General features: G+C 41.1%; 10 protein-coding genes and 1 pseudogene. 3 read left to right on the top strand and 8 right to left on the bottom strand.

The features are described 5' to 3' along the window. Positions 1-92 precede the first annotated feature (92 nt). From RS130_RS16880 to RS130_RS16865, 4 genes are read right to left on the bottom strand one after another with little or no spacing between them, the layout of a single operon-like run. Positions 93-1,199: a hypothetical protein gene (locus tag RS130_RS16880; protein WP_316026899.1), complete on the bottom strand. Its 1,107-nt coding sequence runs from the start codon at positions 1,197-1,199 to the stop codon at positions 93-95. A gap of 58 nt (positions 1,200-1,257) precedes the next feature. After that, positions 1,258-2,787 carry a PA14 domain-containing protein gene (locus RS130_RS16875; RefSeq protein WP_316026898.1) on the bottom strand — a complete coding sequence of 510 codons (1,530 nt, stop codon included), beginning with the start codon at positions 2,785-2,787 and terminating at the stop codon, positions 1,258-1,260. After that, a complete protein-coding gene (locus tag RS130_RS16870) occupies positions 2,724-3,170 on the bottom strand; it encodes a hypothetical protein (protein ID WP_316026897.1) in 447 nt (148 codons plus the stop codon). The genes RS130_RS16875 and RS130_RS16870 overlap by 64 nt, the downstream gene beginning before the upstream one ends. Continuing rightward, on the bottom strand, positions 3,139-4,341 hold the full coding sequence (locus RS130_RS16865) for a DUF6797 domain-containing protein (protein WP_316026896.1): 1,203 nt from the start codon (positions 4,339-4,341) through the stop codon (positions 3,139-3,141). The genes RS130_RS16870 and RS130_RS16865 overlap by 32 nt, the downstream gene beginning before the upstream one ends. Positions 4,342-4,749: 408 nt before the next feature. Between RS130_RS16865 and RS130_RS16860 the strand changes: the two genes are divergently transcribed. Beyond that, on the top strand, positions 4,750-4,881 hold the full coding sequence (locus RS130_RS16860) for a hypothetical protein (protein ID WP_316026895.1): 132 nt from the start codon (positions 4,750-4,752) through the stop codon (positions 4,879-4,881). A gap of 272 nt (positions 4,882-5,153) precedes the next feature. On the opposite strand, the gene RS130_RS16855 is transcribed toward RS130_RS16860, so the two are convergent. The 3 genes from RS130_RS16855 to nadK all read right to left on the bottom strand — a co-directional run bounded on the left by RS130_RS16855 (position 5,154) and on the right by nadK (position 8,294). Beyond that, positions 5,154-5,510 (bottom strand): outer membrane protein assembly factor BamE, encoded by a 357-nt coding sequence (locus RS130_RS16855; RefSeq protein WP_316026894.1) that lies wholly within the window; start codon positions 5,508-5,510, stop codon positions 5,154-5,156. A gap of 115 nt (positions 5,511-5,625) precedes the next feature. Continuing rightward, on the bottom strand, positions 5,626-7,299 hold the full coding sequence (recN, locus tag RS130_RS16850; RefSeq protein ID WP_316026893.1) for a DNA repair protein RecN: 1,674 nt from the start codon (positions 7,297-7,299) through the stop codon (positions 5,626-5,628). A gap of 119 nt (positions 7,300-7,418) precedes the next feature. Next, positions 7,419-8,294, bottom strand: coding sequence for an NAD(+) kinase (nadK, locus tag RS130_RS16845; protein WP_316026892.1), 876 nt, complete (start codon positions 8,292-8,294; stop codon positions 7,419-7,421). Positions 8,295-8,468: 174 nt separating this feature from the next. On the opposite strand from nadK, the gene nagZ reads away from it, so the two are divergent. Both nagZ and RS130_RS16835 read left to right on the top strand, forming a co-directional pair. Continuing rightward, the gene (gene nagZ / locus RS130_RS16840; RefSeq protein ID WP_316026891.1) at positions 8,469-9,482 is read left to right on the top strand and encodes a beta-N-acetylhexosaminidase; all 1,014 of its coding nucleotides are present in this window, start codon (positions 8,469-8,471) and stop codon (positions 9,480-9,482) included. Further along, positions 9,472-10,889 (top strand): annotated as a pseudogene (locus RS130_RS16835) (SLC13 family permease). Before nagZ ends, RS130_RS16835 begins: the two are co-directional and overlap by 11 nt. Before the next feature lie 224 nt (positions 10,890-11,113). On the opposite strand, the gene RS130_RS16830 reads toward RS130_RS16835, so the two are convergent. After that, positions 11,114-12,094: a transposase gene (locus RS130_RS16830; protein ID WP_316028088.1), complete on the bottom strand. Its 981-nt coding sequence runs from the start codon at positions 12,092-12,094 to the stop codon at positions 11,114-11,116. Positions 12,095-12,254: the final 160 nt, after the last annotated feature.

Genomic DNA, 12,254 nt, shown 5'->3' with positions numbered 1-12,254 from the left:
CACCCGTATGCCTAATCGGGTGACGCCTAGTTACATCAATCTTTAGTTATACCTAATCATAATTGGTATTAGTTTGTGCTAACAAGCTGTGTTTATTCAATGCTGTATAAATACTGATGTATCGCTTCGATTTGCTTACTCGCGTTGTGGTCAAAAACGGGCATGGCCGATTTCTCTTGATCATCAAAATATTTTGGCATTTTCGTGGTCGGGTCGATGTGAATTGGATCCAACATCCAGCGTAAAAAATAGTCAGGGGTTAAACGCTTAGCTGAATATTTCAGATTAACGCCCTGAACTTCAAAGGCTGCCGTTGCTTTTTGGGCGCCAATATCATGGCAAATCACACAAGAAAAACCACCCATTGCACTGACGAGTTTTTCTCCTTCTGGTATTAACTGCAGATTGACTGCTAGATTTTCTTGCTGAGCATATTGTCCATGTTGTAAGGCCATTCCTGCAGATAATAATTCTGCTCTTGCTGGAAACGCCGGCATTTTAGCCAGTAGCCAATCTCTGGTTTGGTAGCGCAAATCACCCGCCAGATAATCTCCTATGGTTTCTGGAGTAAGCTTTTCGCCTGTATAGGTTAAGGGAGGGCGAGTTTGATCTAAATGACCTTTGTCTTTATGCGTAATTTTTAAATCTTGTACACTACTGACGTTGCTAGCCCAACTTGACGGTTTATCATCTCTCACGTGGCAACTGCTACATTGCAATTGGTTAATTTGTCGTTCGGCAAATTCATGAGTCGCCACTCGACTAAATGTCATCATTTCTTGTTGTAAAAATGCGGACATTTGCCATTTCTGTCGATTTTGCATATGTAGATCAATATGGGTATTTCTGGATAAACAACCGACATTGAAATTCTGTATCGCCACCTTTGGTTGTTGCGCTGGAGAATGGCAGTTGGCACAATAATTTTGGTTATACAAGGTTTGCCCTATTGTTGCATCTCCTTGGCTAGTGGGGAGTGCTTTTACAGCACTTGCTTGATATAGATAGCTGGCTAGGTCTAGTGCCTCTTTAGCATTGAGTTTAAAGTTAGGCATTTTAGTCCATTTGTAATTCGCTTCTGGCTCTAACAAATAATCCCTAAGGGCAGTAAACTTAAACTTAGCAGCAACATGAGTGAGTGAGGTGCGTTCGGCACTGACGGCGTCTTGGTGCTGTTGCCGTGGCTGGCTTTTCGACAAAGGACGATCTGGGCGAGTATGACAGCCGATACAGCCTAAATCATAAAACAGCCCCTACCTAATAATTTATCGCCTTGATCACTTTGCATTGTTTTTGTAGAGGGGAAGTGACTTTAGTGGCTAGGTAAGCTGCAATATGTGCGGCTTCATTGTTATTTACCAACTTGGGCATATTTGTTTGGTGTCTAAGTGTTTGCGGATTGGCTATCCATTTGGCCATCCATGCTTGTTTTATCCGACTGCCAATGTTGTCTAGAGAAGGAGAGTCTTGTTGCAACTCGGGCATGTTCAACTCTATTTCAGTGCTATGGCAATTAAAGCAGCGTTTCTCAGCAACAAAGCTCCGTTGATCTCTCATTATTTGGGCTTTCTTAATCGCTCCATCTGATAAAAATCTTAAGGAAAGAGGGCTGACAGGGCTTAGTGGGAACTTATTTCCGTTCCATAAAATTAAGAAACGCGGGTGACTGTTACCACTACGATATCGAATAGTATAGGCATGAAAGCCACTATTTAAGCTTGTTACTTTGCTAGTGACTTTTTGTTGATTGCCATTGAAATTGATTAGCGTTTTATTATTTAGCTCAAAAGTAAGCTGGCCATTTCCGCGGGCTTGAAATGTCACGCGGTCTTTTTCTGCTACCTGAATGTAGCCTGTGTAAGTTGCACTAAAAGAGCCAGGCTGCAAAAATGGACTTACCGAGTCTGTATCTTTAACCTGCAAGGCTAATGTGCGACTTTTGAATGTGTCCTGATTGCCATATTCATCGATTACTTCTACTTTGGCGCCAAGATCATAAGCATTTCGTTTTTCTTGCTCTTTAAGTGTGTCGATTGAAACCATATCAGCCACTTCGATTGAGTCGGCTGTTAAATTGTAAATAGTGTTATAGATAGTTTGGCTTAGTTCCTGACCTTTTGAGGTAAGCAATGAATAGTCAATTTTCATCTGATCAACTGGTTTCATGTCCTGAATTTTTAAGAATACTGTTTTGTTATCAGGCAAAAGCTTTACCGCTGTAATGTACACGGACTCTCCCGAGCGATTACTAGGTATACCCACTCTCCCTACAGATTTTGATTCGGTGTTGCGGTATTTCTCCAGTTCTTTTTCAGGTATATCGGTGGCAAAATGGGCAGAGCCATATTGTTTAGAATATAAGTAGTTCCATCTCTGTATGCTGTAGTTTTGTAAATTATTGGCGGAGGTTGGATCTAGTGTGTGGTTAAAGGTTAAATATAGCCCTTTAGTCGAGGCCTTTAGTTTGCTTACCCGTTTAAACGGTTGGCCTTTGTAGGTTATTCTGTTAATCGCAGACAACAAAGTCGCGTTGGTCTGCCAGCCTTTAAATCCAGTTATATACAATTGGTTATTGTTGGCTGGATTGAATCGAGCCCGCATCGCTGATGACATCAATTTAAAGGGAAGGGCGATGACTCCGCCTTGCACTTGTCCATTTACTTCATCTTTTAATACTGTGTAGGCTGTGCTTTGTCCGTATGACAAATGGATAAGTGAACCGCCTAAATCCCCCCAAGCTCCTTCTGGCACCCATACCTGTCCACCACCAGAATTGTCTGCTTGCATAGGTAGGTACGTGAGTGGTTTGGTATAGCCTTGTTGCAAAGTTCGGCCATTTCATGGTGTATCACCCCCATAAAATCACCTTGTTTAGCATAATTAACTTTACAGGCCTGAACATAAGTTCCTTCATTTTCACCCGTAGTGATAATGCTACCATCTGGACTAACCGATAATCCACCAGCGGCTCTTAAACCAGATAACACAACTTCAGAGTTTTTACCGTCAGCTGATACTTTCATCACTACACCATGATTGTCATGGGTGCTATCAAAGCCTCGGCCGCCTTGTTTTACCGGCGATGCTTTTGAAAAATAGAAATTTCCGGCATCATCGGTCTGTAGCCCGAAAGTAAACTCATGAAAAATTAGCGGTGATCTTAATATCATTGTTGAAATTCTCGTAGTAATCCGCTTCACCGTCATTATTTATGTCATGCAAACGGGTAATTTGATCTTTGCCTGTTACATATATAATATCATCGACTATGCGGATCCCTAGTGCTTCATTAATGCCTGCGGCGTATCTTTTCCATGTCACATTTTGCAATGTTTCATCTAAGCCTGAAGCGATCCATACATCACCATTCCAAGTAGAGAATGCGGCTCGACTACCGTCTGCAAAAAAATCAAATCCAGCGAATCGAATTTTTGATTGATAAGGGTTATCAATTGGCAGCGGTATTTGGTCGACGACAAAGTTTTCATTTTCGTCGGAAGCTAATTTTCCAGCAAGCTTGACTGTTTGTGGCCAACGAGTCGTGCCCCCTGAGAGCTTACTTAATAGATCTTCTTTTTCAATCAGCGGAAGTTCTTTACTCTGAGCATAGGCTATGTAAAACGCTTGAGGCTGATTAGATGCTGGGATGTCAATGTACTGAATTTCTGACAGGTGAGTATTGTTAATAATATCCCTTGATTTAATGGCATGGTATGGACTGTGTAGCGTGATTTGAGGAGTAAGATCAGATGATGAGCTTTCCAGTACTTTTAGTTTTATCGGGCGGCTTGTTGCTTCTATTTGAAAATGACGAACAAATACTACTTGGCCTTGGTGATAAAAGGTTTGAGGCATTTCATACACCTCGGCCTTTTGAGTACCGACAGTGTAATGAAAAATAGCTTGTTGGTTGTAACGATAACTACCTTTAAAGTGAACATATTCCTTGGCTAAGGGGGCATAATCATTGGCTCTAGGGTCAAGCCAATTATCGTTCTCTGTCCATGCTAGCAGGGTGCCACTTTGTAGAAATAGTTCTCCTCCGATCAATGAATTTCCGCCATGGGACCCATCCCAAGGTGTGCCTTTAAATTGAATAGATCCCAAGGTGACATAACGTAAATTCATAGAGCCCACATCATAGAAAGCGGATATGGCATGTTCATCTGTATCTAGTTTTACAGCTCTACCGCGCAATATGGGCGTATCATCACCTCTTGATACTACCTGTGCACTGACTTGACTATAATCATAGGTTTGCCACCAATCTGAAGGCTTCGCCAGCGAACTAAAATGTAGCAGTGCAAGTACAAGGCTTGTAGCAGTTAGACGTTTTTTCATGCTTTTCAATTTACCATTAAAATAGGTGCGTTAAATATAAAATAACAGTAATTTAACTAAAAGAATACAATATCAACTGTACAATATTTGTTCCATATAGTGTGGCGTTATATAACTCGTATTATAAGTATTCAGAACTCGAGATAAGTCAGACCCTCTGGGTCACGCTGTGTTGCGTATAGCTGTGTTTGATTTTCTAGCAGTAGCCCGCTATTAGGTACGAAAAAACGCCTCGCAATACACGAAAAATGTCGTTATCGAATAAATCTTAACCCAAACATAACGAGGGACATATTTAAGTGTTTGAATTGTTAGTAAAACTTAGTTTGAAACGACACTCATTATCCCAAGTTCGGGTTAAGTAATGTTTTTTGAACGCATCCTGCGGTAATTAAACAAGGTGTCGGCATGCCGAAATGGTCGTTCTCTTTTTCTAACGGTGAATGCGGGGCAGAAACCGCTGGGGCATTACTTTCAGCCGAGTTCATATTTGCTTACACTGTGTTGATCGAACTCAAAATAGCATCCGTTCCTCGTTAATAAAGAGTATCACTCAATCACCTTGATTAAGCGCACGTATAGCCTTGCTGAGTGGCTACCTATAATACGAATGGGTTTTACTTGCGTTGTACTGTAAACATGCAAAAGCGCAATACTTGGGTTTTTACTCTTTACATTACGTGCATTATTAGGAATAACATTGACGACAATGTTAGTTTGCTAGGGGTATTGATACAGATTGTAAATAATGGCCGAATTATTCATAGATTAATACGGGATAATAATTCGGCAAAAATTAACAAAGTAAAAAACTATTGGTCTAGTGGCGTATTAAAGTCTTCAGAAAGTTCAAAGTCGCCAGTTATTTCAGCTACTTTGTCATCTACAAACTTAATGGTTAATTCCTTACGAAAGTCTTCTCCACGTTTCTTCATGCCACGTTTCATTTGATACAAATAATACCAAGTATCATGGTCAAACGAGTCTTCTACAACAGGTTTACCCAAGACAAACTCAACTTGTTCTTTGGTCATCTGAATTCTAAGTTTAGCGACATCTTTTTTATCTAAAAAGTTACCTTGAGGCACATCAATTCTGAAAATCCAATCTGCACAAGACGAAAACATAAGGGTAATTGCAAAAACAACTATTAAATTCTTAAACTTCATTTTTACTCATTATTATTAGCATTTGAAAACTGTGGCTACCTAATTTAGGCATCGCCAACTTACTTTTAGCGGAGCATCCTAACCCAGCCCAGTTGACTCAATCAATGCCTATTTTTCATGAATTACTTATTTGTAGTAATTCTCTGGCATTTGCTATCGCCGACTCGGTAAGAGTATCTCCTGCTAATAGACGTGCTAACTCATCAATTCGTTCACTTTCTTTTAAACAAATCATGTGAGTTTCTGTGGTTTTCTTATCACTAAACTTAGTGACAAACATTTGATTGTGCGCTCTGGCGGCCACTTGCGGCAGGTGAGTGACACAAATAACTTGGGTTGATACGCCTAATTTTCTTAACAACTCGCCGACGACAGATGCAGTTGAGCCACTTATCCCACTGTCTACTTCATCAAAAATCATAGTGGCAACCTGATTGTTGCTTGAACTAATAACTTGTATCGCTAAACCTATTCTTGATAGTTCTCCCCCAGACACGACTTTCTCTAGCTTGTCTTGTGCTTGGCCAGCATTGGTTGATACCATAAAAGTGACACTATCTAAGCCTGATTTAGTAGGGGTAGCAAGCTCGTCATGCACAACACTAATATTAAAAGCGGCATCGGCCATATTCATTTTATGAATGTGTTGTTCTACTTGTTTAGCGAAAGACTTGGCCGCTTTCTGTCTAGAAACATTTAGTTTTTGTGCTGCGATTCGATATGCAGATTCAAGTGCTAGTAATTGCTCTTTTAAATCATCGAGTAGCGAATCATCGTGCACTAAAGTCTGGTACTCTTGACTCAATTCTTGATGAAAGTCGTACAACGCTTCTGGTTGTACATTATGTTTTCTAGCCAGATCCAGTGCTTGAGAATAGCGAGCCTCAACGTTTTGCATACGCATTGGGTCAATTTCTAATTGTTCGGTGTATGCGCGCAACTCAGTCGAAGCTTCTTCAATTTGAATACTTGCCTCGGTCAACATGGTGACAATTGGCGCTAAACTTCCATCGTGTTGCTGTAGTTCGGTTAATCGATCTAGACTATTTTGCACGGCTGATAAGGCATTGAAATCATCTGCTTCGTAAAGTTGATAAAAACTAATTTGGCTTTGTTCTAATAAGGTTTGGCTATGGCTTAATTTCTTATGCTCTCGTTCTAATTCTAAAAATTCACCTTCGGCCAAGGCAAATTCGTCTAATTCTACTATTTGATAAGACAAAAGCTGGCTTCTATCATCTCTTTGTTGCTGGCCTTCTAATAATGCTTGGTATTGCTTCTGTTTGCTTCTCAGAGCTTGGTAGCTTTCACTTACATTTGTTAGAAGTTTTTGATGCTCTGCATATTGGTCAAGTAAGCAGAGTTGGTGATCACTTTTTAATATTTGTTGGTGCGCATGCTGACCATGAATACTGAGTATATAAACGCCAAGACTTTTAAGTTGTTGCAATGGTACGGGAGTGCCGTTAATAAAAGCCTTAGAACGTCCCTCAGATGAGATAATACGTCGAATTAATACTTCATTACCATCTGCCAGTTCATGTTGTTGTAGCCAGTTTAGGGCTGCTGGCAATTCTGCTACGTCAAAACTGGCAATGACTTCGGCTTTATCAGCGCCGGTTCTGACCATGCCACTGTCGGCTCTGTCGCCCAAACACAAGCCTAAGGCGTCGACCGATATAGACTTACCAGCACCAGTTTCACCTGTTACGGCAGTCATCCCTTGTTTAAATTCAATATCAAGTGTTTTTACAACGGCAAAGTTGCGAATGGAAAGATGAGTAAGCATAGTAATATCTATACCTGTTTAATTATACAGTAGTGTAAATATAACCATGCTTTGGGCCGGTGTCTAGTTGTGAAATGAAAAAGTTCAAGATTTATTCATCTCAATTACTATTAGGTCCGCTAATAGAGCTTACTACCCCAGCCAAGCTTAGTACGTAACACATTAAAATAGTTATAATTTTTAGGATGAATAAGAGACAACTTGGCAGAGTTCTTACTAATGATTACTTCGTCACCGGGAAGTACGGTTAAGACGATATGGCTATCACAACTGACTTGTAAATTGTCATGATTTTCGGGGGATACCTTTAATTTTACGATACTGTTGGCATCAACGACAATGGGGCGACTACTTAAAGTATGGGGGAACATAGGCACTAAAGTGAGTGCGTCTAGGGTAGGGGTAAGTATTGGACCACCACCAGATAACGAATAAGCTGTAGAGCCTGTTGGCGTTGCTACAATAAGTCCGTCTGAACGTTGACTAAATACAAAGTGATCATCTAGGTACACCTCGAATTCCATCATGTGCGCCACTTTTCCATGGTGCATGACAACTTCGTTAACCGCTGAATCTTTGCTCTGTAAAATACCTTGACGATAAACCTCGACGGTTAGCAGGAATCGTTCTTCTACTTGGCAATGCCCGTCGAAGATACTGTCTAATTGTGGTTCAATATCATCTGGATTAATGTCGGTTAAAAAACCTAGGTTTCCACGGTTAATTCCGACAACGGCAACTTTGTATTCAGCTAAAATTCGAGCTGCACCTAACATATTACCGTCGCCACCAACAACAATAGCTAGATCTGCTTGTTTACCAATGCTGTCAATATCAGCCGATTCAAAGCCATTGGTGTCTAATTTTTGCGCAGTTCGTTCTTCAACTAACACTCTGCAGCCCCGTTTTGTTAAATACACAATCAGGGCTTTAAAGCTTAAATTTGCATTATAGTGTGCTTGTTTGCCGATTAAACCAACAGTTTTAAATTTCATAGAATTACAATGGGTAGTCACTTAAGGCTGGAGTATACCCATTGCACCTATTGAAAGTCATTTCTTTCTCCATTCTTAATCAATTATTAGTTGGATTCTTAAGTTTTAGATTGACTGTATGAATTGAAACTTCATATAGTCTGTCACCATTAGTGATAATTAGGAAAATGGTTAATGGGGCCAATAATGTTGGATGTGGCAGGTTATGAGCTGTCATTAGAAGAAATAGATAAGTTAGATCATCCGCTTATCGGTGGATTGATTCTATTTAGTCGTAACTATCATGATCAAACACAGCTCGCTGATCTAGTCAAGCACATCCGCTCAGTAACGCGTAACGACATAATCATAGCCACAGACCATGAAGGGGGACGTGTGCAGCGTTTCCGGCAAGGATTTAGTAAGATCCCTGCTATGGGTGATATTGCAACAAAATCTTCGGACTTAAATATTGATCCTGAACACGTCAGCCAACAATTGGGTTGGTTAATGGCGGCCGAATTGCTGGCTTTTGATATCGACATTAGTTTTGCTCCGGTACTGGATATTCATGGCGTGTCTGAAGTAATAGGTGACCGAAGTTTTCATCAACAGCCTGCTGAAATTATTCGTTTTGCTAGCCAGTTTATTAAAGGCATGCATCAAGCTGGTATGAAAGCCACAGGTAAGCATTTTACTGGACATGGTAATGTGCTAGAGGATTCCCATATTGCGATGCCAGTGGACAGTCGTACAAGGCAAGAAATATTCAAACTAGATATGGCTATTTTTAGTGCTATTCACCAACAAGGGTTGTTAGATGCGGTGATGCCAGCTCATGTCATTTACCCAGATGTTGATGATTTACCCGCTGGTTTCTCTAAAATATGGATCCAACAAATTTTGCGCCAACAACTAGAGTTTGAAGGCGTGGTGTTTTCTGACGACTTATCAATGCAAGGCGCTGTACAAATGGGAGATATTGTACAAAGAGCAGAACTTGCCATAGCAGCCGGTTGCGACATGGTGTTAGTGTGCAATGATGCTTCTGGTGCTGGAAAAGTTATTGATGGTTTGCCTACCAATCTACCGCCAGCCGTTAGAGCCAAAAGGTTGCGTAAAAATAATAATTTGGATTTTATGTCATTACAAAAAGCCTCTGAATATCTAAAGGCACAAAGAGTATTAGAGAAATTTCATGCAGGCTAAAAATAAATTAATACTACTTTCAATACTTTTGTCGGTAGTTTTGTATTTTGTTTTAGTTTCTTATAGCCATAGTCAAGCTATTGCAGCCACTGCCGCTATCACTTTGTTCACTGCCATGCTTTGGGTCACTGAAGCATTACCTATACCGGTGACATCATTAATCCCATTCTTTGCGTTTCCTATGGCGGGGGTATTAACTCATAAGCAAGCTGCGTCAGCCTTAGGTAGCCATGTTATCATTCTATTAATGGGCGCATTTATGTTATCCAAAGCCCTTGAAAAATCTCAGGTGCATAGTCGCTTGGCTTTTACTTGGTTAACATCACAGGAGGCAAAAGTGCTAGACGGTTAGTGTTAGGCTTTATGTTAACTGCGGCCATATTGAGTATGTGGATATCCAATTCAGCCACAACCCTAATGTTACTGCCTATTACCTTAGCGGTGTTACAACATGTTAAGGATCCAAAACTCACCGTCGCCATGTTACTCGGAATTGCCTATGCCGCTAGTTTGGGTGGGGTAGGTACCCCAGTAGGTACACCGCCTAATATTATCTTCATGAGTGTTTATTTAGAAACTCAAGGTAAAGAAATTAGTTTCTTAGAATGGATGAAAACCGGTGTTCCGATTGTTGTTATCGGAATACCTATTATTGCGTGGTGGTTAACCCGTAATTTAAAAAATACCTAGGAATATGTATTGCCTAAATCTGGTCAATGGCAACCTGCTGAAAAACGCGTGCTGAGCGTATTTTTGATCGTTGCTTTGGCTTGGATGTTTAGGCCTTACTGGACTGTGTGGTTGAATGTCAGCACTATTGGTGACAGTAGTATTGCTCTAGCTGGAGTAGTATTAATGTTTTTAATTCCTAATGGCAACAAAGCGAAAGTCGTTAACAAGACAGCGGTTAAATTTGGTGAAGTGGTCGAAGAGCAAGAGTCAAATAAATTACTCGACTGGCAAACTGCGGTGTCTATTCCTTGGGGCATGTTATTGTTATTTGCTGGAGGCATTTGTATCGCTAAGGCATTTGCTGAATCTGGATTGAGTCTGTTAATGGGGGACGCTTTAAACGGATTATCTAATTTGCCGATTCCATTGTTGGTTTTGGCGATTTGCTTATTTGTCACTTTCTTAACCGAAATCACCTCAAATACTGCAACGGCTACTTTGCTTATGCCTATTTTGGCCGCTGCCGGAATAGCGGCAGGCATCGATCCTGCCTTAATCATGATGCCAGCGGCTATAAGTGCCAGTTGTGCTTTTATGTTACCTGTAGCAACGGCACCCAATGCCATTGTTTATGGTATGGATAAATTTAGTATTCAAACCATGGCGAGAGAGGGCCTTGCGTTGAATGTTATTCTGGCTTTTGTTGTCGCAGGTGTAAGTTATATTACTTTGTAATACCATAAAACTCCTTCCCATCAATTGAGACACCCATATCAGTAATGGGTGTTAAACCATTTCAGCTCCCGCTTTTCTAATCCATTCGGTTTAAATTATGCACCAGACAACCCAATTGACGATGTTTGCGGGTATGATGACGAGATTTTGTGGGGTGTGGTGAATGCTAGGCGTGCCTAGCTTCAACAGTGATGTTGATAAAGGTCTGCGAAGTTAGAAAAAGGCTAAGCGTGTTTGAGTAGGGTTTTGGCTTTACCTATGCCTCGTATTTTTTGATGTTGGGTGTGTAGGCTGAAGTTTCGCATTAAATGTTCACTGCCTACAGCGTAACAAAAGTGCTTTTCGAATTCTGTGGTTAAGGTCAACCATTGTTCGTTGTTTAGGCCTAGCCTTTGTAGAATGTGCTGTTGCTGTGTATCGATTAATCCTGACTTATCATCTCTGATAACACGACCTGTGGTGTCGATGAGGTCGCAGTAATCTTTTAGTGAAAAAGCGATGCCTCTCGGCATGTTTTGCCTGGGGTTGCCAACAAATGGCATTAAACCTTTGGGTTGCTGGTGGTGTCTCAAAGCTTGTATCCGAGTTTGAATACTGGTGTGGTCAGAGTCCTCAGGTGTGTTGGCCATATTGGCGCGAATGGGGTTTAAGTCCACGTAAGCCATGCAGGCCAGTAGGGCTGATTTATCGAGTAGTGCTTGAGACTTAAACCGTCCTTCCCAGAATCTGCCAGTGCAGGCATCTTCTTTGTTGGCTTCTCGGGCTATGTACTCATTGAGATTACGCATCAACCAACTGATGTCATACAAACGCATCCGGTAAATTTCAACGGTTTCTAGAAGGGTATGCCGCTCACTCTTGCTCAACGTGTCATCTCGCATAAACCGCTGCGACAACAAGGTGCCTTTATGCAGTTGATGCCAGCGAACGAGCACTTGTTTCACCGTCCAGCGCTCAGCCAATGGTTTGTTCACGCACAGCACCACATGAGTGTGATTGCTCATCACCGCATAGGCGCAAATGTCGATAGCAAAGATGCGGCTTAAATGAAGCAAGCGTGTTTCAACCCAAGCCCGCCTATGTTCATAGCTCTGGCCTGTCAACGTATCTTCACCACACAAAAATGAACGGCGAACACAGCGTGAAACACAATGATAATAAGGGGTGTCGACTAAACTGATTTGGCTTTTACGAGACTGAGGCATCATGGCTATCCTTGGTTGAATCACTACCCATTAGTCTAGTTCAAATTGCGGATTCGTCGAATTTAATCATGGGTGTCTTGATTGGGGGATTTAGGTATTACACAGTGAAATTTAATTAGAGCATAATTCACATTTCTTTTTGTGTATTGTGACTAGACCA

It is taken from the genome of Paraglaciecola aquimarina, assembly GCF_032464635.1.
GTDB lineage: Bacteria > Pseudomonadota > Gammaproteobacteria > Enterobacterales > Alteromonadaceae > Paraglaciecola > Paraglaciecola aquimarina.
Note: the sequence above shows the minus strand (reverse complement) of the source record. Positions and strands in the feature narration are given on the sequence as shown.

What these genes read in the sequence shown, in the direction of transcription:
- RS130_RS16875 (WP_316026898.1), bottom strand. Translation starts at nt 2,787, where the DNA reads ATGCAAGCAGACAATTCTGGTGGTGGACAGGTATGGGTGCCAGAAGGA.
- RS130_RS16870 (WP_316026897.1), bottom strand. Translation starts at nt 3,170, where the DNA reads ATGATATTAAGATCACCGCTAATTTTTCATGAGTTTACTTTCGGGCTA.
- RS130_RS16865 (WP_316026896.1), bottom strand. Translation starts at nt 4,341, where the DNA reads ATGAAAAAACGTCTAACTGCTACAAGCCTTGTACTTGCACTGCTACAT.
- RS130_RS16860 (WP_316026895.1), top strand. Translation starts at nt 4,750, where the DNA reads ATGCCGAAATGGTCGTTCTCTTTTTCTAACGGTGAATGCGGGGCAGAA.
- RS130_RS16855 (WP_316026894.1), bottom strand. Translation starts at nt 5,510, where the DNA reads ATGAAGTTTAAGAATTTAATAGTTGTTTTTGCAATTACCCTTATGTTT.
- recN (WP_316026893.1), bottom strand. Translation starts at nt 7,299, where the DNA reads ATGCTTACTCATCTTTCCATTCGCAACTTTGCCGTTGTAAAAACACTT.
- nadK (WP_316026892.1), bottom strand. Translation starts at nt 8,294, where the DNA reads ATGAAATTTAAAACTGTTGGTTTAATCGGCAAACAAGCACACTATAAT.
- nagZ (WP_316026891.1), top strand. Translation starts at nt 8,469, where the DNA reads ATGGGGCCAATAATGTTGGATGTGGCAGGTTATGAGCTGTCATTAGAA.
- RS130_RS16830 (WP_316028088.1), bottom strand. Translation starts at nt 12,094, where the DNA reads ATGCCTCAGTCTCGTAAAAGCCAAATCAGTTTAGTCGACACCCCTTAT.